This is a genomic window from Hydrogenophaga sp. T66 (genome assembly GCF_057219855.1).
Genome location: NZ_JBXVVX010000001.1, coordinates 229706 through 250251, shown reverse-complemented (window position 1 = coordinate 250251; position 20546 = coordinate 229706). Strand labels below are relative to the sequence as shown.

Annotated in this window: 13 protein-coding genes; 4 read left to right on the top strand and 9 right to left on the bottom strand. The window is 71.8% G+C overall.

Annotation, left to right across the window (positions count from 1 at the left end; all coding sequences use genetic code 11):
• Nucleotides 1–21: 21 nt before the first annotated feature.
• Nucleotides 22–534, top strand: coding sequence for a putative pterin-binding protein (locus AC2D80_RS01115; protein ID WP_484631134.1), 513 nt, complete (start codon nucleotides 22–24; stop codon nucleotides 532–534).
• Complete coding sequence (locus AC2D80_RS01110; protein ID WP_484631133.1) at nucleotides 531–2873, top strand: ATP-binding protein; 2343 nt, start codon at nucleotides 531–533, stop codon at nucleotides 2871–2873. The genes AC2D80_RS01115 and AC2D80_RS01110 overlap by 4 nt, the downstream gene beginning before the upstream one ends.
• Before the next feature lie 315 nt (nucleotides 2874–3188).
• On the opposite strand, the gene AC2D80_RS01105 is transcribed toward AC2D80_RS01110, so the two are convergent.
• From AC2D80_RS01105 to AC2D80_RS01070, 8 genes are all read right to left on the bottom strand, one after another.
• Complete coding sequence (locus AC2D80_RS01105; RefSeq protein ID WP_484631132.1) at nucleotides 3189–3695, bottom strand: hypothetical protein; 507 nt, start codon at nucleotides 3693–3695, stop codon at nucleotides 3189–3191.
• 113 nt (nucleotides 3696–3808) lie between these two features.
• Nucleotides 3809–4234, bottom strand: coding sequence for a response regulator (locus AC2D80_RS01100; RefSeq protein ID WP_484631131.1), 426 nt, complete (start codon nucleotides 4232–4234; stop codon nucleotides 3809–3811).
• A complete protein-coding gene (locus tag AC2D80_RS01095) occupies nucleotides 4231–6894 on the bottom strand; it encodes a PAS domain S-box protein (RefSeq protein ID WP_484631130.1) in 2664 nt (887 codons plus the stop codon). Before AC2D80_RS01095 ends, AC2D80_RS01100 begins: the two co-directional genes overlap by 4 nt.
• Entirely contained in the window at nucleotides 6891–7976 is a 1086-nt protein-coding gene (locus AC2D80_RS01090) for an ABC transporter substrate-binding protein (RefSeq protein WP_484631129.1), read from the bottom strand. Before AC2D80_RS01090 ends, AC2D80_RS01095 begins: the two co-directional genes overlap by 4 nt.
• A 67-nt stretch (nucleotides 7977–8043) precedes the next feature.
• Nucleotides 8044–9288 (bottom strand): sensor histidine kinase, encoded by a 1245-nt coding sequence (locus tag AC2D80_RS01085; protein WP_484631128.1) that lies wholly within the window; start codon nucleotides 9286–9288, stop codon nucleotides 8044–8046.
• Nucleotides 9285–15638: a PAS-domain containing protein gene (locus AC2D80_RS01080; RefSeq protein ID WP_484631127.1), complete on the bottom strand. Its 6354-nt coding sequence runs from the start codon at nucleotides 15636–15638 to the stop codon at nucleotides 9285–9287. The genes AC2D80_RS01085 and AC2D80_RS01080 overlap by 4 nt, the downstream gene beginning before the upstream one ends.
• A 147-nt stretch (nucleotides 15639–15785) precedes the next feature.
• Nucleotides 15786–16178 (bottom strand): response regulator, encoded by a 393-nt coding sequence (locus AC2D80_RS01075; protein WP_484631126.1) that lies wholly within the window; start codon nucleotides 16176–16178, stop codon nucleotides 15786–15788.
• 46 nt (nucleotides 16179–16224) lie between these two features.
• Nucleotides 16225–17235: a sodium-dependent bicarbonate transport family permease gene (locus AC2D80_RS01070; RefSeq protein ID WP_484631125.1), complete on the bottom strand. Its 1011-nt coding sequence runs from the start codon at nucleotides 17233–17235 to the stop codon at nucleotides 16225–16227.
• Between the two features lie 85 nt (nucleotides 17236–17320).
• Here AC2D80_RS01070 and AC2D80_RS01065 point away from each other — a divergent pair, with 85 nt between their 5' ends.
• Nucleotides 17321–18247 (top strand): LysR family transcriptional regulator, encoded by a 927-nt coding sequence (locus tag AC2D80_RS01065; protein ID WP_484631124.1) that lies wholly within the window; start codon nucleotides 17321–17323, stop codon nucleotides 18245–18247.
• Nucleotides 18248–18304: 57 nt separating this feature from the next.
• Here AC2D80_RS01065 and AC2D80_RS01060 read toward each other — a convergent pair whose 3' ends face one another.
• Nucleotides 18305–18718 carry a DUF4149 domain-containing protein gene (locus tag AC2D80_RS01060; RefSeq protein ID WP_484631123.1) on the bottom strand — a complete coding sequence of 138 codons (414 nt, stop codon included), beginning with the start codon at nucleotides 18716–18718 and terminating at the stop codon, nucleotides 18305–18307.
• Nucleotides 18719–18936: 218 nt separating this feature from the next.
• Between AC2D80_RS01060 and AC2D80_RS01055 the strand changes: the two genes are divergently transcribed.
• On the top strand, nucleotides 18937–20490 hold the full coding sequence (locus AC2D80_RS01055) for a methyl-accepting chemotaxis protein (RefSeq protein ID WP_484631122.1): 1554 nt from the start codon (nucleotides 18937–18939) through the stop codon (nucleotides 20488–20490).
• Nucleotides 20491–20546: the final 56 nt, after the last annotated feature.

The window sequence follows — 20546 nt, the reverse complement described above, 5'->3', positions numbered from 1 at the left end:
TTGCCCACCAGGAGATTGCCCATGTTCACGCCCCTGTCCCGCCGCCTGCTTATCGCCCTGATGGGCGCCGCCCTGCTGCCGCTGGCACACGCCCAGACGGCGCCCGCCCCCCAGGGGCGGGTGATCCTGACCATCTCCGGCAAGATCGGCGCCACCAACCAGGGCAACAAGATGGTCATGGACATGGCGATGCTCGAGGCCTTGCCGCAGCACAGCTTCACCACCCGCACGCCCTGGTACGACAAGCCGGTGAAATTCACCGGGCCGCTGCTGGCCGACGTGCTGGCCGCCGCCAAGGCCTCCGGCACCACCGTCAGCGCGGTGGCGATCAACGACTACGCCATCAAGATCCCGGCCGACGACGCACGCAAGTTCAAGGTCGTGGTCGCGCGCCTGATGGACGACAAGCCGATGCCCGTGCGTGACAAGGGACCGCTTTTCGTGGTCTATCCGTTCGACAGCAGCGCCGATCTGCGCACGTCGACGTACTATGAACGCTCCATCTGGCAGTTGAAGGCGCTCGACATCCAATGAACTCGGAATCGACCGGTCTGGCCCGCTGGCAGCCCCGACACTGGGCGGCCGCTGTCGGTGCTGCCCTGCTGGTCACGCTGACGCCGCTGACCTACATCCAGTGGGATCAGCTGCAGACGATGAAGAGCCTGAAGACCAACCAGGTCGATTCGATCCTGTGGGCGGCCTATCAGCTCGAACGCGAAGCCAGCCGGCTGAGCCACCTGCTTCACGAATCGGTCGGTCAGTCCACCAAATCGGTTCCTTCCGCCGACCTCTTTGAGCGGTATGAGGTATTCGCCAGCCGCCTTCCCCTCCTGACGGAGATTCCACGGCGCGATCTGGTGGAAAACGACGCCGCTTACATCAATGCCATCAACGCTGTCCGAGAGTTTCTGCTCAAGCACGACCCGTTGTTCGTCGACGCAGGCTCCCAGGAAGTCGGCGCGGAGGCTAGAGCCGTGCTGGCCCAAGACATTGAGGCTCTGGAACCATTCCTGAGGGAGCTCACCCGCGCGGCCAACCGCGCCACCAGCCGCTTCCTCGACGAGCGCAATGCGCAGCTGCAGGAGCAAAGCCTGCTGGTCGTGGGGCTGGCCGCGGTACAGACGGTGGTGCTGCTGGGCTTTTTGTGGCTGCTGGTGACCCACCTGCGGCGTCAGCTGGCCCAGACCGATCGGCTGCGCAAACTCAGCCGCGAGCTCGAGACCGCGCGCGACATCGCCGAAGCCGCCAACCACGGCAAGAGCGTGTTCCTGGCCAACATGAGCCACGAGATCCGCACGCCGTTCCAGGGCGTGCTGGGCATGCTCAACCTGCTGGAGGAGACCGGTCTGTCGGGGCAGCAGCGCGACTACGTGCAGACCGCGCGCGACTCGGCCCAGCACCTGCTGGGCGTGCTCAACGACATCCTCGACGTGTCCACCATGGAATCCGGCACGCTGCGCCTGTCGGTCGCGCCGGTGGAGCTGCGCCATGTGGCGCAGGACGTGGAGGGCCTGATGCGCGCCGCGGCCCGCGAAAAGGGGCTGGATCTCGCGGTCCACGTGGACCGCGCGCTGCCGTCGTGGGTGATGGCCGACGCCACCCGCGTGCGGCAGATCCTGTTCAACCTGCTGGGCAACGGCGTGAAGTTCACCACCGCGGGCCGCGTGCAGGCCCTGATCGAGCCGATCCCGTCGGTGCCGGACGGCGTGCGGATCACCGTGAGCGACACTGGCATGGGCATGGACGAGGCCACGGTGGGCCAGCTGTTCACCCGCTTCTACCAGGCCGACAACTCGCTGCGCCGGCGCATCGGTGGCACCGGCCTCGGCCTGGAAATCTCCCGCAACCTCGCGCGCATGATGGGCGGCGACATTGAGGTGCGCAGCGCCCTCGGCGAAGGCTCGACCTTCACCGTCACGCTGCGCCTGCCTGCGACCGAGGCGCCGGCCAACGCCGCCACGCTCACCGGCGACGCCCCGAAGCGCGCGGCGCGCCGCCTGAAGGTGCTGGTGGCCGAGGACCACCCGATCAACCTCAAGTACATGAACATCCTGCTCGAGCAGATGGGGCACGACGCGGTGTTCTGCGAGAACGGCCAGGAAGCGCTCCAGCTGCTGGAGACCCACCTCTTTGATGTGGTGCTGCTCGACTACCACATGCCCGTGCTCGATGGCCTGGCCGCGACGCAGGCGATCCGCGCGCTGCCGGGCCCGGCGGGCCAGATCAAGGTGATCCTGGTCACGGCCGACGTGGTGAACGACACCCGCAAGCGGGCGCGCGAGGTCGGTGTCGACGAATTTGCCAGCAAGCCGCTGCAGGCCGACGACCTGAAGCAGGCCTTGATGCGCTGCGGCTTGCTGCAGGGCGAGGACCCCACCGACACCGGCCACGCCGATCCGGGCATCACCGCCACCGACCTGCCCGGCGTGGCGCCGGTCTCCCTGGGCGGCGCGGGGGCGGACGTCGAGCCCCTGACCCCGTCGCAGTGGGACGCGCTGGTGCCGGCCCGTACCGCTGACGCCGGCATCCTGGTCGACAGCGAGTCCTACGTGGAGATCCTGGCGATGATGCCGGCCGACACGCACCAGGAGCTGCTGGGCACGCTGTTTGATCCGCCGGAGGGCACGGTGCACGCGCTGATGAAGGATCTGGCCGCGGGCGACGGGCCGCGCATCGCCTACAACGCGCACAAGCTCAAGGGCACCGCCATGCTGATGGGCTTCCGCGGCATCGTCCGCACGGCGCAGCAGATCGAGAAACTGGCCACCGACGGCCATGTGCGGGACGCCCAGGCGCTGGCCGACGAGCTGATGGACACCTCGCTGCGCACGCGGGAGGCGCTGCGGGATTTCGAAACGCCGGTGGCGCCGTGAACGCGGGGCGCTGCGCGCCCACGTCCCACCCCCAAGACAAAGGCCGCGATGCGGCCTTTGTCTTGGGGGGAGCCGACCAGGCGGCGGATCGACTGCGGATCGCTGGATGAGCGGCAGCCGGCCTCGGGTCGCTTCGTGGGGGCAGCCGGGCTAGGAGTCTGCGCGGCAGAAGGAGCATCGGCTGCAACACGCGATCAACCGGTCTCGTGGGGTACCACCTCCTGCGCCCAGGGATCCACCCTGGGCTTGTCGGTGGCACCCCACGATCCTCGGTTTTCGCGCGTTTCGCTTCGATGCCTTCTGCCGCGCAGACTCCTAGACGCGCCGGCTGACCAGCGTGCCGGCCTCGGGCACCGGCACGATGCCCTGCCCGCGCTCGTCGTACCCGGTGAGATCGTCCGCGGCGGGCGGCGGCGGGGCCGTCGCCTCGGCCGCCGCCTCGGCGTCATCGGCGCGCCGGCTCAGGGCCTGCTCGACGACGGCGGCGCCGGCCTCCCACACATTGGTCCACGACTCGCGCAAGCGCCGGATGGCCTCGCGGTCGCGCTCGGCGCGGGCGGCGGCGGCCTCCTGCTCGGCGCGGCGGTCTTCGTCCCGGCGCACGCCGCGCTCCTCGGCCGTGTCCGCCGTCGGGCGCGCACCGCCCTCGGCCCGCCGCTCCAGCGCGGTGCGCGCATCGCGGCCGGGGTTGAGGTCGGACTCGGGGTCGCGGGCGGTCGGCTGCACGGCGCGCACCGGCGCGGCCGCGGCCACCGGCGCCACGGCCGACGGAACGGTGGGAGGCGGCCAGGCGGCCGGTGTGGGTGCAGCGATCGGGATCATGGTGGTCCCCCAAAAGGGTCGACCCGGCGAAGGCTCTGCCGGGCGTCTGATTCCGGTTTCGGCGAACTGGACCGGAACTTGAGCGCTTTTTTCGCGACCGCGCCGGCCGGAAGTCAGTACGCGCGGGCGTTGAGCCCGCACCAGTAGCGCTCGATGTCGGCCGCCACCTCGATGAACTCGCTGAAGCTCACCGGCTTTTCGATGTAGGAGTTGGCGCCCAGGTCGTAAGCGGCCTGGAGGTCGCGGTCTTCGCGCGAGGAGGTGAGCATGACGACCGGAATCCGGCGAAAGCGCGGGTGGGCGCGCAGCTGCTGCAACACCTCCAGCCCGTTGACCCGTGGCATGTTGATGTCCAGCAGGATCACCGAGGGCAGCGCCTCGCCTTCTTCCCAGCGTTGCACAAAAGCGAGCGCTTCCTCACCGTCGCGGGCCACGGTGATCGGCAAGGCCGTGCCCCGCTTGCGGAACGCGCGCACGGTCAAATCCACGTCCATCGGGTTGTCGTCCACCAGCAGGATGGGTGGCAGGGGCGCGTTCATGACGGGAACTCCACAAAAAAGGTGGCGCCGTGGCCCGGCTGGCTTTGCGCCCAGACGCGGCCGCCCATGCGCTGCACCGCCTTGGCCACGAGCGCCAGGCCCACGCCCGTGCCAGCGACCTCTTCAGCCCGGTGCAGGCGCTGGAAGATGCCAAAGATGCGATCGTGGTATTTCATGTCAAAACCCACCCCGTTGTCACGTACCCAAAGGCGCTGACAGCCGTCCCCCCGATCGGCGCCGATCTCCACGCGCGGCGCCTGACCGCGGGCGCTGAATTTCAGCGCGTTGCCCACGAGGTTGCGCAGCACCACCGCCAGCCCCTCGCGGTCGGCCTGCAGCACGCAGTCGTCGGGGACATCGATTACCAGGGTGGCACCCGTGCGTTCGATGTCGGCCGAAAGCTCGTCGGCCACCCGCCGCAGCAAGGGCACCACCTCCAGGGTCTGGGCGTCCATCGATCGCCGCTCCATGCGGGAGTAGTCGAGCAGGTCGTTGATCAGCGAGGCCATCTGCTGCACGCCGCGCCGGATGCGGCCGAGGTAGCCGCGGCCGGCTTCGCCCAATTGCTCCCCGAAATCTTCGGCCAGCAACTGCGAGTACCCGTCGATGCCGCGCAGCGGCGCCTTCAGGTCGTGCGAGACGGTGTACGAAAAAGCCTCCAGCTCGCTGTTGAGGGCGCTCAGTTCGGCGGTGCGCTGGGCCACCCGCGCCTCCAGCTCGGCGTTGCTGCGTTCCAGCGCGTGCTGGGCCTCCTTCAGCGCGGTGATGTCGAGCACCGTGCCGGTGAAATAGAAGGGACCGTCGGGCCCGTTGCGGTGCGACTGCACGCTGGCGCGGAACCAGCGCAGCGGGCCCAGGTCCGGGTGGCGCCGGTATTCCAGGTGGGGCGGCGCCCCGCGACCGGGGTGGGCGCGCATGAACGCGGCCACCGCGGCCTGGTCGTCCGGGTGCAAGAGCGCCACGAAGTCGTCGAGCCGCGGCGGCGGGCCGAGGGCCGGGTCGCGGTCGAAGTTGCGGAACAGCTGGTCAGACCACCAGATGGCCTGGGTGCCGAGGTCGAACCGCCAGCTGCCCAGGCCGGCCATCGACTCGGCGCGCACGAGCTGGTCGCGCTGATCGCGCAGCGCCTCGCTGGCGCGCCGCCGCTCGGTCACGTCCTGCACCGTCGACAACAGGCGCAGCAGTTCTCCACCGGGCCCGCGCACGGCCCGCACGTCGATCTCCGTGTCCACCAGTTCCCCGTCTTTGCGCACAAAGCGTTTTTGCATCTGGTAGTGGTCGCGCTCGCCCACGCGCACCTGCTCCAACAAGCTCAGGTTGAGCGCGAGGTCGGGCGATGGGGTCATCTCCGACCAGGTCTTGCCCAGCAGCTCGTCGCGCGGGTAGCCGAGGATCTCGCACAGGCGGTCGTTGACCTGCAGCCAGCGGCGCGAGTGGGGGTCGGAGATCGCCATGCCGATGAAGGGCAGGTCGTAGAACCGCTCCAGCAGCTCGGCCTGCTCTCGCTGCGCCAGCAGGGCCTCTTTCTGCGCGGTGATGTCCAGCAGGATGCCGCTGATCGTGAGCACCTCGCCGGCGGCATCCCGGTCCAGGCTGGTGCGGTCGTCCACCCAGACCCAGCGCCCGTCGGCGGTGCGCAGGCGGTATTCCTGCCGGTAGTCGTTCGTGCCATCGGCAAAGAAGCGGCTGACCTCGCCCTCCACGCGCGCCAGGTCGTCCGGGTGGATGAGGTCGCTGAAGGGCACGCGCCCCTGCAGCAGGGCGGCCGGCTCCAGGCCCCATTGGCGGACCGACTCGCTGACGTAGACCACCGGCCAGCCCGGGGCGTTGCGCCACTGGATGACCACCAGCGGTGAGCGGTCCACCACCGCCTGCAGCCGCCGCAGCTCGGCCTGCTGGGCCTGCAGCCGCCCGACCATGCGATCGGCCTCGGCAGCGACCTGACCGATTTCGTCGCGCCCGCCCAGCCCGGTGCGGGCGGTCAGATCGCCCTCGCCCACGCGCGCCAGCGTGCGCTGCAGGTGCTGCGCGCGCCGGAACCACACGCCGTGGGCGATCAGCGCCATGACGCCGACCAGCGCCAGCAGGATCAGGCTCTCGCGCACCACCTCCTCCACCAGACCCGCGCGCCGCTGGGCCACGGCGAACTCCAGGTCGGTGACCGCCACCAGGCGGCGACCGCTCGCGAACGGCACCACGCCCACGAGGCGCGCGCCGGCGGCGGCCGGGCGAACGGTGATGGCCATCTCCCCGGGGCCGCCGGGGGGCAGGCGCAGCAGATCCCCGGCCAGATCATCCTGGCCGCCGGCCACCGTGTCCCACGCGCGGCCGATGTCGGCGCGCACCAGCGAGGCGGTGACCAGCCCGTCCGGGCGGAGCAGCCAGACCGACTCCATGCCCGAAACCAGGGCCAGGCTGCTGACAATGCGCCGGACCTGCTGGGGCTGCTGACCCTCGGTGAGAAAACTCAGGCGGCTTTGCTCCACCGCCAGTCGCTCACGCAGGCGCTGCGACTCGAGGTCCAGCACCTCGGCGTGCAAAGCGCGCAGCTGCACACCGTAGTTCAAGGCGCTGGTGGCCAGCGCAAACACCGCCAGCATCAGCGGCGCGAGCCAGCGCCCGGGCAGCCAGGCCACGCGATCCAACGCGGACGTGCTCATGGCGCACCGCCCGCCGCGAGGAGGCGCTCCGCCGGCGCCGGGTCGAGCAGTCGCGCCCAGTCGGGGGCCCGGGCCAGCAGGCCCATGCGCTTCAGGGCCCCGACCACGGCCTCCCCCCCGGCCGGCGCCGGCCCCGGCTGCGGTCGCAGCCAGGCGAGCGACTCACGCAGGTCGAGAAACCGCAGGCCACCGAGCACGGCGAGGTAATCGTCGGGCCGCAGGTCGGTGCCCGGCGCGAGCAGCTGGGCGGCACCGGCCGGGTCGCGCTGCAGGCCCGACAGGCCGCCATACCACCCGCGCAGCAGGGCATCCACCGCGTCGGGACGCTCCTGCGCCACGCTGGCCCGCACCGCCAGCACATCGACGATCTCGCCCGGGATCTGGCGGCTGTCGAACAGGGGCCGAAAACCGGCCACGGCCAGCTCGGTGGCCAGCGGGGCGTAGCTGACCGCGGCCGCCACCTCGCCGGCCTGCAGGGCCGCGAGGTGCAGGGTGGCTTCCAGGTTGACCACCTTCACCGCGGTGCGGTCCAGGCTGGCGCTCTCCAGCATGCGCTGCAACAACAGCGCGCCCACCGACGAATCTTCCACCGCCACGAAGGCCCCGGCCAGGTCGCGCACCGCCCGGATGGTCGGCGCGGCCATGACCACGTCGCTGCCCTCGGAGGTGTCGCACACCGCGACGATGCGCAGGTCCAGGCCCCCATCGGCCAGCCGCAGCGCCTCGTCCAGCGTGAGCCCGGCGGCGTCGAGGAGGCCGTTGCGCAGGTGGCGCTGGGTGTCGGCCGCGGTCGGCAGCTCGATCACCTTGACCGCCGCCGGCTCGAGCAGCCGGCGATCACGCGCCAGCACCAGCGGGTCGTAGCCGACCCACGCGTTGAAGCCCACGGTCAGGGGCGGGCGCGGCGCGGGCACGCAGCCGCTGGCCGCCAGCGCGCTCAGACCGAGCCACCCCAGGCACGCGCGCCGGCGTAGGCCCACCGGCGCGGCCGGTATCGCGGTATCGGCGATATCGGCGGGATCGACGAGACGGGCGGGAGGGGCGTGACGACGGAGCGAGTCGGCCGTGAACATGCCAAACATTTTGTCACCGGGATGGGCCAGGAAACCGCCGGTGCGCGACACGCCGGCCCCCCCAGGCTGCGCCAGATCAAGAAGTGGTCGTGCCCGCCGCCCCCGCCTCGGCCAGCGGCAGGGTCACGGTGAACGTCGCCCCCTGCCCGGGCAGGCTGTCCACGCCGATCGAGCCGCCGTGGGCCTCGGCGATCTGGCGCGCCAGCGCCAGGCCCAGGCCAGTGCCCTCGTATTCGTTGCGCCGGTGCAGGCGCTGAAAGGGCTGGAAGAGCAGCGGCCGGTGCTCAGGCGCAATGCCGATGCCGTTGTCGCTCACGCTGATGCGCGCCACCCCCGGGGCCAGCTGGGCATGGACCAGCACCTCGGGGCGGCGGTCGGCGGGGTGGAACTTCAGCGCGTTGGCCAGCAGGTTCTGGAACAGCAGGGACAAGAGGCTGGGGTGACCGCGCACCACCGGCATCGGCCCGATGGTGAGCGTGCCGCCCGTGTCGGCCAGCCGCCCGGCCAGCGCATCGCGCAGCTCCGCCATCACCCGGTCCAGCGGCACCGCCTCGGGCGCCTCCACCTCGCCGTTCTGCAGGCGGGCGTAGCGCACCACGTCGTCGAGCAGGGTGCGCATGCGCGCGCCCGCGCGCAGCACCAGCTGCAGGTAGTGGCGGGCGTCTTCGGGCAGCTGCGCGCCGTGGTCTTCGTCCACCAGACCGACGAACTGCACCACGGTGTTCAGGGGCTCGCGCAGGTCGTGGGAGGCGATGCGCACAAACTGCAGCAGGCCTTCGTTGGCGACCCGCAGGTCTTCGGCAGTCACCTGCAGGCGCTGGTGGCTCTCGCGCAGCTCGGCCAGCGCGGCCGCCAGGTTGAGGCGGTCGTTGGCCGACATCTGCTTGAGCTTGTCGTTCGCCTGCTTCAGTCGCAGCTGCGTGCGCACGCGCGCGGTGACCACATCGGGGCGGATCGGCTTGGCGATGAAGTCGGCCGCGCCCTTCTCCAGCCCGATGCGCTCGAAGTCCTCCTCGCTGTGGCTGGTGACCATGATGACCGGCAGGTCGGCCAGCGCCGGCTCGCGGCGGATCGCGTCGAGCACCTCAAAACCGGACAGGCCGGGCATCTGGGCGTCCAGCAGCACGATGTCGTCGGGCCGCTCGCGCAGGCGGGCCAGCGCGTCGCGGCCGTTGGTGGCAAAGCGCAGCCGCCCCAGCGGGCGCAGGGTCTTGGCCAGCGCCTGCACCATGGCCGGGTCGTCGTCCACGATCAGGATGCGGGGCTGCTCGTCGGCCTCGTCGGGCCAGGCCAGGGGTTCGGTGTCGGCGAAGGCGGTCATGCGGGGGCGATCTCGGCCAGCAGCGCGGCGGCCGCCGGGAAGTCCAGATCATGCAGGCAACGGCCGAGTTCGCGCATCGTGGCATCCCCGAAGCGGGCGCGCAGGCCGGCGGCGTGGGCGTCGAACCAGGCCAGCGCGTCGAGGTCGCTGTGGGCCAGCAAGGACTGCAGGCGCGCCACGACGGCCGGATCGCAGGGGGCGGCGGCGGCGCCGTCGTGCCAGTCGTCGCCGTCGAGCCAGGGCGCGGCGCCTTGCGCGAGGCGCGCCAGCGCGGTCTGCAGCACGCCCCAGCGCCGGGCCAGCGCGTCCTCCGCGTCCCGCTCGTGCCAGGCGGTCTCCAGGGCCTGCGCCGCCTGCACCACCGCGTGGGCCGAGACGGTGCCCGCCGCGCCGCGCAGCTTGTGCAGGCGCGCAGCGAGCGCGTCGCGATCGACCGCGGCCCAGGCTTCACCGGCCATCGGCCCAAACTCGGCCACCACGCGACGCAGCGCGCGGCGCAACAGGGCACGGTCGTGCCCGAGGCGGTGGGCCGCCTGGCGCAGGTCCACCCCTTCGATCAGCGGCCAGTCCGCGGGGACGTCGCCGGGTGCCTCGATCGCCTCGGGCGGCTCCCAGACCGGGGCCGCGCGGCCGGTGGCGTGCCCGACGGCCTGCCGCACGGCGGCCACCAGCGCCGCCGGCTCCAGCGGCTTGGTGAGGAAATCGTTCATGCCGGCCTCCAGCGCGCGGCGCCGTTCCTCGGCCAGGGCGCCGGCGGTCAGGGCCAACACCGGCAGGCCGGCCAGCGCCGGCTGCGCGCGCAGCGCGCGGGTGGCGGCGAGTCCGTCCATGTCGGGCATCTGCACGTCCATCAGCACCGCATCGACCAGCGCGGGTTCGGCGCTCAGGCGCGCCACAGCTTCACGACCGCTGGAGGCCAGCAAGACCGTGGCGCCTTCGCGGGCGAGCAGGTGCTCGGCGATCTCGCGGTTGGTGTCGCTGTCGTCCACCACAAGCACCCGCAGCCCGGCCAGCGCGCGGCGCGATGCCGCGGCCTCGGCACCGCCGGGCGCGCGAACCAGCCGGTTGGCATGCCCCTGCCGGCGGACGACGGCGTGGGTCACCGCGTTGAACAGCGTCGACGCCCCGGCTGGCCAGCCCAGCACCGCATCGGCCAGCAGCTCGGCCGCGGGCAGCAGGTCGCCCAGCGACTCCGGCGGCGCCACCAGCACCAGCCCGGTGGGGTGCGCGGGATGGCGGGCGTCGGTCAGGGTCTTCAGGTCGGCCAGCGGCGCCGCGCCGGGCCAGCGCTCGGCCACCAGCACCGCGTCCGGCGGCTGCGGCCCGCCCATCTGGGCCACCACGGCCGCCGGATCGGCCGCGGCGCTGGCCACCCAGCCAAAGGCGCGCAGGCGCTCCATCAGCTCGCGGGCCTGGGCCGGGTCGGGGTGGGCGATGAGCGCGTGCAGGGCACCCGGCGCTGCCGCCACCGCTGGGGGCGGCAACGCGTCCGGCCCCGCGCCGCGCAGCGGCACGTCAAACCAGAACACGCTGCCCTGGCCCGGCGCGCTGTCGAGGCCCACGTCGCCGCCCATCAGCGTGACCAGGTGGTGCACGATGGACAGACCCAGACCCGTGCCGCCGTGGCGCCGCGTGGTGGAGGCATCGGCCTGCGAGAACGGCGTGAACAGGCGCATCTGCACGTCCTGCGCGATGCCCACGCCGGTGTCGCGCACTTCCGCGTGCAGGCGCACGGTGCCGGCCGGGTCGTCCGGCCGCGCCGCACCGCGCCGCAGTGCCACCGACACGCTGCCGGCGGGCGTGAACTTCAGCGCGTTGGCCACCAGGTTGGTCAGCACCTGGCGCAGGCGCAGCGCGTCGCCGAGCAAGACCTCGGGCAGGTCGGGCGCGCGCTGCACGCGCAGCGCCAGACCCCGCGCTTCCGCCTGCTGACCGAACAGCGCCTCCATCTGGCTCAGCAGGTCGGTGACGGCCAGCGGCTCGGTCTCCAGCGGCATCTTGCCGGCCTCGATCTTGGCCAGGTCGAGCACGTCGTTGACGATGGCCAGCAGGGACTGGCTGGCCGCCTGCGACTTGGCCACGATCTGCTGCTGCCGATCGCTCAAGGGGGTGTCGGCGAGCAGGTGGGTCAGGCCGATCAGCGCATGCAGCGGGGTCCGGATTTCGTGGCTCATGTTGGCCAGGAACTCGCCCTTCGCCCGTGCGGCGGCTTCGGCCGACTCGCTGGCGCGCACGAGGTCGGTGATGTCGAAGCGGAAGCCCACGGTGTGGCCGTCGGGCAGGCGCCGCTCGGTCACGCGCACCACGCGGCCATCGCCGAGGTGCTGGATCAGCGTCGAGCTGTCGGCCCGGTGGCGCTCCATACGCTGGGCGATGAAGTCTTCTTCATGGCCGATGGCCTGGGCGAGCATGCCGCGCTCCACCCCGGCACGCACCAGCGCTTCAAACGACACCCCGGGCTCGATCAGGTCGCGGATGCCGTCGTAGATGGCCAGGTAGTGCTCATTGCAGAACACCAGCCGGTCCTGCGGGTCGTACAGCACGAAGGCCTCGCCCACCGCGTTGATGGCCGCCCGCAGCAGGGCGGCGTTGCGCTCGCTGGTCTGCTCGGCGCGCTTGCGGACGCTGATGTCGGTATACGTGGTGACGAAGCCCCCTTCGGGCATCGGGGTGCCGCGCACCTCGATGGTCACGCCGTTGGGTCGCACGCGCTCAAACTGGTGGGCGACCACGTCCCGCGCCTTGGCCGTCATCTCGGCCACGTGGGCCTCGACATCCACGTCGCCGTACTCGCCCCGCTGGGCGTTGAACCGCATGATGTCTTCAAAGGTCGGGACGCCACGCTCAAACAGGGCTTCGAAGCCCAGCAGGTCCACGAACTCCTGGTTCCAGGCCACGAGGCGCAGGTCGGCGTCGAAGGCGCTGAGGCCGCAGGGCAGGTTGTCCAGGATGCTTTGCTGCAGCGCATTGATGCGGCGCAGCTCCTCCTCCATGGTGTGGCGCGCGGTGATGTCCATCAGCGCGCCGACGATGCGCACCACGCGTCCGTCATCGCCAAACACCGGCTCGCCCAGGAGCCGGACGTGGCGGCGGTTGCCGCGCGCGGTCACGAAGGGCAGCTCGACATCGAAGGCCTGGCCCTCGCGCAAGGGGCGCATCGTGGCGGCGATCATGGCGTCGCGGGCGGCACCCGGGAAGAAATCGGCGACGTTGCGCGGTGAGGGTTCAAACGACTCGTCGGCTTCGTGGAGGCTGCGGATCATGGCCGACCAGGTGACGCGCCGGTCGGCCACCTCGTACTGCCAGCCGCCCACGCCGGCGAGCCGCCCGGTGCGGTCCAGCAAGGCCTCGCTCTCGGCCAGGCGTTGTGCGGCCTCCCGGGCGGCGGTGATGTCCTGGTGGGTGCCGAACATCCACTCGGGCCGTCCATCGTCGGTCCAGGTGATCACCCGACCGCGGTCCAGCACCCAGACCCAGCGCCCGTCGCGGTGGCGCATGCGGGCCTCGCATTCGTACTGGTCGGTGCGGCCTTGGAAATGGTCGTCGAGCAGCGCGCCCGACCGGGCGAGGTCGTCGGGGTGCGCGAAGCGCGTCCAGGTGTCGATGGACACGGGCTGCAACTCCTCCAGCCGGTGGCCCACGATTTCCGCCCAGCGTTCGTTGAAACGGGTTTCGCCGGTCTGGACGTTCCACTCCCAGGTGCCGGCGTTGGTGCCGCGCAGGATGTTGTCGAGCCGTTCGCGCTCGGCGGCGAGCAGCGCGGTGCGTTCGCGCACCTGAGCCTCCAGCCGCTCGTTGGCCTGCGCCACGGCGCGCTGGGCTTCCCGTTCGGCCGTGACGTCGCGGGCGATGAGCGACGCACCGATGAGCCGCCGGCTGGGGTCAAGCAAGGGCGAGAGCGTGAGCGTGACCTGCACGTCGTGGCCGTCGCGGTGGCGGCGCCAGAGGTCCAGCGGGGCTGGTTGCTCGTCGGGCTGCAAGGCGTCCAGCACGCGCTGTTCGTCGCTGACGCCCTCCGCCGGACCGATCAGGGCCTGCAGCGGCTGGCCGACCGCGCGGGTGGCGGCGTGGCCAAACACGCGCTCCGCCCCGCGGTTCCAGGAGAGCACCCGCCCCTGCCGGTCCAGCCCGATGATCGCGTCGCCGGACTGGTCCACCAGCGCGGCCAGCCGGGCGCGCTGGCTTAAAGCGTCGAGCCGGCGCTGGCCGGCGACCCACATCAGGTACAGCATCACACCACCGACCACGCCCACCCACAGCGCGTGAGGCAGGCGGTCCCGCGTGAGGTGCCAGGCCGCGGCGCGCAGGCGCGACTCGGGCAGCACCGCGAGGTAACGGATCTGGCCAAAGGGGGTGTCGGGGTTGCCCACGACGGTGGCCATCGCGCCCACGCTGGGGCCGGCCGGGCCGAGCCAGCGCTCCCGCCCGTTGAAGCGGTCGGGTTCCTGGCGGGTGTATTCGTCGCTCCAGCGCAGCGGAGCCCCGGTCTCGAAGCGGAAGGTGCGGGACGGATCGGGGTGGACCAGCAGGTCGCCGGCGCCGTTGGTCACCAACACGTCCGCGCCCAGCGCGCGCTCGCTGCGCAGCATGTCGGTGATCTGCAGCGAAGGCGGCTGTCCGACCGTGGCCACCAGCAAGGCCACCGCGCGGCCGGTGTCATCGATCAGCGGTGTGGCCAGGTGCAGCACCGGGCGCCGCGGTTCGACGATCACGCCGCCGCGCCGGTCAAGCACGGTGTCGGACAGCACCACCTCGCCCACCCCGGCGCGCAGGGCCGCGTCCAGGAAGCCGTCGGACGGGGCGTCCAGCGGTGCGCCGGTGCCGGTGTCGTCGAAGCCGCCGTTGCGCCGGGCGAGGGCAATCCAGGTGGCGCGGGGGTTGTCCACCCCGACCACGGCGATCCGGTCCAGCGCGGGCTCCGACTCCAGCAGCGCGCGCAGCAGCGCCTGCAGCCGCTGCTCGACCGCCCGCCGGCTCGAGCCGTCCACCGGATCGGCCCCCACCCCGGCGCGCGCGCGCAGCAGCGCGGCCATGTCGGGCGCGGATGCGAGGAAGCGCAGCGTGGTGCGCTTGGCCTCGCGGGATCGCTCGACGCGGGCGACCTGCTCGTCCACGGCGTCGTCCAGCGACCGCTGGGTCTCGCGCCACGATTGGTCGAGCACGATCTGGAAATGCACCACCGCCACCGCCAGCACCGCCAGCCCGTAGGCCAGCGCGGCGCCCCGGGCAAGCCGGCTGCGCAGAAAAACGCCCACGCCGGTGGGCAGGCCGCGCAGCCCGGCGTCGCCCGTGCCCGGCCCCAGGCTCGCGCGCGGCGGGCCGCCTGGCCCGGGCCGTGGCCGCAGCGCGAGGTAGAGCAGCAGCGCCAGCACGCTGGAGCCGGCGACGCCGCCCACGGCCACCAGCGCAGGCGGCGTGGGGGCCAGGGCCTGGCGCAGCGCCGGCAGGGCGTCGACCTGCATCGTCCACTGGCGTCCGCCGACCTGCAGCAGGCGCCGGGTCGACAGCCCCGCCAACGGTTCGGCCTCCGCCGGCTGCCGGGTGAAGAAGGGTTCGGGGTCGGTGCCGTCGGTCAGCGTGATGCGGATTTCCTGGGCGCTGGGGCCCAGGTCGCCGATCACCTCGTCAACCACCAGCGGGGCGTAGGACCAGCCGATCGTGGACGCGACGCGGGCCACCTCGGTGCCCAGCGGCGCACCCGCGCGGTAGGTCGGCAACAGCATCAGCAGGCCCTGGCGCGTCTGGCCGGAGGCCTGCACCAGCGTGATCGGCGCGGTGACCCGGACCTGCCCGGTGCGCATGGCGGACTCGGCGGCCGCGCGCCGGTTGCTTTCGGACGCGACGTCCAGCCCGGTGGCGCCCGCGTTGACGCCCAGCGGGTAGATGTACTGGATGACGTAGCGCTCGCCGGTATGGGGCTCGATCTCGCGGATGCGGAAATCGGCCGGCCCTTCGGCGCGCGCGCTGGCCAGGAAGTCGGCCTCGGCCTCGCGCGGTACCCGGCGGATGAAGCCGAAGCCGCGTGCGCCGGGGAACTCGCGCGCGAAATCGCGGCTGTCGGCATAGAGCTCAAACTGGCGGCGGCCCACGGCGGCACCGCCGGCGGCCAGCACCGCACCGCGCGTGCCGCGCAGGCCTTGCTCGTACAGCGTGAAGCGCTCGTGGATGCGCTGGCGCGTCTCGTCGGCCAGCGATTGCAGACGCGCGGCCTCGCGGTCGGCGTTCGAGCGCGTGATCGTGGTGGTGCCCCACACCGTGAAGAGCAGCCCCGCCACCCACGCCGTCAGGGCCAGCCGCCCCGCCATGTTCAACCGCCCAACCACCACGTCGACGTCTCCTCCGGGGCGCACACCGCGGCCCTTGGCGCCCGGCGCTTGCTGACGCGCAGCGGGTCGCGGGCCATGCTAGCACCGCGCGATGGGCGCAAGCGGGGGAACTCCCCGGGGTGTGTGGCGTATTTCCGGCGCCGGGGCGATGCGCGGCCCGCGGCGGGGGTGTCAGCGGTCGGCGATCCAGGCGCCCAGGGACGTAGCGGTGGCGCGGTCGATGGGCTTGGTGAGGTAACCGCGCACCGCCGGGTAGGTCGCGGCGCGGGCGCGGTCGGCCGGATCGGCCGAGGAGGAAAGCATCACCACCGCCAGGCCCTCCACATGGGCGGGCGGCAGCTGGCCGACGGCGTCGAGAAAGCCAAAGCCGTCCATCAGCGGCATGTTGATGTCCAGCAGGATGAGCGAGACGCCGTGGTCCGGCCCGCGGGCCAGGGCGTCCAGGGCGTCGTGCGCGCGTTCGTGGCAGCGGATGTCGTCGGCCACGCCGGCGCGCTGCAACATCAGGCGGGTGAACAGCAGGTCGTTGTCGTTGTCGTCGATGAGCACGACGCGGCGGGTCATGGCAGCTCCGGGGCGTGAATACCCCGGACTGTAAGGCCTGCCGCGCTCAGCCGCCCAGCACCCGCGTCGCCACCGTGGTGTAGAGCGGGATGCCCACCAGCAGATTGAACGGGAAGGTGATGCCCAGCGACAGCCCGAAGTACAGCGACGGGTTCGCCTCGGGGATCGCGTAACGCAGCACCGCCGGCACCACGATGTACGACGCGCTGGCCGCCAGCACCATCAGCAGCGCGGTGTCGGGCGCGCTCAGACCGAGCAGCCAGCCCATCGCCAGGGCGATGCCGGCGTGGACCACCGGGCCGACCACGGCGTAGACCATGAGCAGCGGCGACTGCTGCCGCGCCTCGCCGAAGCGCCGCGCCACCATCAGGCCCATGTCCAGCAGGAAGAAGGCCAGCATGCCCTTGAACAGGTCGCCCGAGAAGGGCTTCATGACCGCCTGACCGGCCTCGCCGCTGAGATAACCCACCGCCATGGCGCCGAGCAGCAGCAGGTGGGCACCGTCGGTGAACGACTCGTGCAGGATCTTGCCGATCGACGGGCCGGCCGGCGCGGCGGGCGCGCCCAGCACCAGCGCGCCGCCGCTCACCCCCACCGGGGCGCTGGACGCGGCGTGCCGCAGGCGGCTGGCGAGCAGGACGGCCATGATGATCGCCGGCGACTCCATCAGCACCATGGCCACCGCCATGTGCCCGCCGACCGCGAGTTGCTGCGACTCCAGGTACTGCATGGCCGCCACGAAAGTGACCGCGCTGACCGAGCCGTAGGACGCGGCCACCGCGGCGGCATCGAACTTCGGCACCCGGTGGCGCAGCACCGCGTAACCCAGCGCCGGCACGATGAAGGCCAGCGCCACCGCCGCGCCCAGCGCGCTGAGCACCGAGGTGCTCAGGCCGGAGGCGGCGAGCGCGAAGCCGCCCTTCAGGCCGAGCGCCATGAGCAGGTACAGCGACAGGAACTTGGCAATCGCCGGGGGGATTTCCAGGTTGGATCGCAACGCGCCGGCGAGCACGCCAAAGACAAAAAACAGGATCGCGGGGTCGAGCAGGTTGTTCATGGGGTTCTCCTGGGGGCGCGATCCTAGGAAAAATGCTGCATTGCGTAAAATCGATTCTTCAAGTCATATACATCAGTAAAAGCCGATGAACATCACGTTTCGCCAGCTGCGGCTTTTTCTGGCGCTGGCCGAGACCGGCAGCGTGGGCGGTGCGGCGCGCGCGCTGCACGTGACCCAGCCCACGGCCTCGATGGCGCTGCGCGAGGTGGCGCAGGCCGTGGGCCTGCCGCTGTACGAGCTGGTGTCGCGCCGGGTGCACCTCACCGAAGCGGGCGAGGAGCTGGCGCGCACCGCGCGCCGGGTGGTCGACGAATGGGAGGCGTTCGAGCAGCGGGTTGACGCCATGAAAGGCCTGACCCGCGGGCGGCTGAAGGTGGCGGTGGTGAGCACCGCCAAGTACTTCGTGCCCCGGCTGCTGGGCGGCTTTTGCCAGCAGCACCCGGAAATCGACATCGCGCTGGAGATCCTCAACCGCGACGGCGTGGTCGCGCGGCTGCGCGAGAACCGCGACGACCTCTACATCATGTCCATGCCGCCGGACGACCTCGATCTGGAGGCCCGGGTGTTCATGCCCAACCCGCTGGTGGTGATCGCGCCGGCCGATCACCCGCTGGCCGGGCAGCGCGCCATCGACCCGCGGCGACTGCGCGAGGAGCGCTTCATCCTGCGCGAAAAAGGCTCGGGCACGCGCATGGCGGTCGATGCCCACTGGCGCCGGCTGCGCGCCGCGCCGCCGGTGCGGCTGGAACTGGGCAGCAACGAAGCGGTCAAGGAGGCGGTGGCGGGCCACCTCGGCCTGTCCGTCGTGTCGGTGCACGCGCTGGGCGAGCGCTGGGCCGACCAGGGCCTGTGCGTGCTCGACGTGCAGGGGTTTCCGATCCGCTCGCAGTGGCACGTGGTGCGCCTGCGGCAAAAGCGCCCGTCGCCGATCGCGCGGGTGTTTGAGCAGCACCTGGCGGCGCAGGCGCGCGACTGGTCGCCGCCGGCGGGTCTGGGCGACGACACGGGCTGAAGCGTCCCGGAATGACGGCGTCGGGGACCGACTTGGGAGACGGTCTCGGGGGTGGCTTCAGGCGGTGGCCACCAGCCAGCCCGCGGCCAGCAGCTGCAGCGCGTTGATCGCCACGCTCAGCCGGTGGCGCCGCTCGAAGGCCACGCCGGCCGCCGCGTCGCCGGCGAGCTGGCGGTCGCGCAAGGCGTTGATCGACGGCATGAGGCGCCAGCGCGTCCAGGCCGCCGACAGCGCCACCGCCACCGCCAGCCCGATGGCCTGCGCGCCACGGGCGTCCACCGCCAGGCCCGCGGCCGCCAGCGCCGCGAACCCGGCCACCCACAGGTAGTACCAGGGAAACACCGCCCGGATGAAGCGCCCCGCCACCTCGGCCGGCAGCTGGGTGAACACGAGCGGCGCAAGCAGCGCGCTGAACAACAGCATGCCGCCCAGCAGGGCGGCCAGCAGCAGGGCGATGAGGGCGGACAGCATGGGCGGCGATTGTGGCGAGGCCCCGGCCGGCGCGCCGCCGCCACCGCCGATGCCCCGGCGGCGGCGTCGACAAACGCACACCCGGCGCCGCCCGACGGCAGTTACCCGCCGATAGCGTGACGAAAGTCGTCTGCCTTGTCCTTCAGTTTGGGGACAGGAGGCCGACAACCAGAGCACTCCCCAACCTGTTGGCTATTGATTCCTGGAAGGTGATCCCCATGAGCCCGCCCCTGAGTTTGAGCACCCGTCTAACCCTGGGTACTGGCGCCATGCTGGCGGTTCTGGTGGGCACGGCCGTCATGGTCTGGTTTCTGATGGACCGGTTTGGCCACGAAACACGGCGAATCAACGACATCAACGTTCCGCAGCTGCAACGCATCGCCGACATCGAACTCAACGTGACGCGGATCTCGCTGCTGGTGAGACATGCCATGTTGGCCCGTACGCCGTCTGAGATGGAGGCGGCCCTGGCTGAAATCGGTGAGCGCAAGCGCCTCCTCGACACCCGCTTGAAAGAGTACGTCGACGTCGCTCGCGGCGCGAGCAACCCGGCGGTCGTGACCGAGCTGCCCGGCCTGATGGACGCCTTCTGGGCAGCCGGCGCGGCCAACGTGGGGTTGATCCGCGCCGGCAACAAGGACGCGGCGTTTCAACATCTCCTTGACGTCACCATCCCCGCCCGCAACGCGCTGCTGACACCGCTCGGCACCGAAAAGACCAGGCAAGGCGATGAGCTGTCACAGCGAATCACCGACTCGGAGGCCTTCGAAGCGGACGTGCAGCTCATCGTGGTCGGTGCCGTGCTGCTGGTCTCTGCCGGCATGCTGGGACTTCTCCTCTACCTGCGCCGCGTGACCGCGCAGCTTGGCGCGGACCCCCACGAACTCAAGCGGGTGGCCGATGCGGTGGCCGACGGGGACCTGACCGTGGCGATCCGCACCGACGCCGGCGACACGCGCAGCGTGATGGCGGCGCTGCGCACCATGACGCAGCGCCTGGCCGGCACGGTGCAGGGGGTGCGCGCGAGCGCCGAATCCGTGTCCAGCGCCAGCGCGCAGATCTCCTCCGGCAACGCCGACCTCTCCAGCCGCACCGAGCAGCAGGCCAGCGCGCTGGAGGAGACCTCCGCCTCGATGGAGGAGCTGGGCACCACCGTGCGCCAGAATGCCGACCACGCCCGCACCGCGCTGGAACTCGCGCGGACCGCCGCCACGCTGGCCCAGCGCGGTGGCGAGACGGTGGAGGGTGTCGTGCACACCATGCGCGGCATCCACGACAGCAGCCAGCAGATCGCCGACATCATCGCGGTGATTGACGGCATCGCCTTCCAGACCAACATCCTCGCGCTCAACGCCGCGGTGGAAGCCGCCCGCGCCGGCGAGCAGGGACGCGGCTTCGCGGTGGTGGCTGGCGAGGTGCGCAGCCTCGCCCAGCGCAGTGCCCAGGCGGCCAAGGAAATCAAACAGCTCATCACCACCAGCGGCGACCGCGTGGAACAAGGCAGCGCCCAGGTCAACGCGGCCGGCGCGGTGATGCGCGAGATCGTCGCGTCGGTGCAGCGCGTCAGCACGCTGATGGACGAGATCAGCCACGCCAGCGCCGAGCAGAGTGCGGGCGTGGGCCAGGTGGGCGAGGCGGTGCAGCAGATGGACCAGGCCACCCAGCAGAACGCGGCGCTGGTGGAGGAAATGGCCGCCGCCGCGCAAGCGCTGCGCCAGCAGGCCGCGGCGATGGTGGACTCGGTGGCGGTGTTCCGCCTGCGAGCGGCCTGACCTGGGCCTGACCCGCGCGACAGCGCGGCGGGCCGGGCCGGGCGGCGCCAGAATGC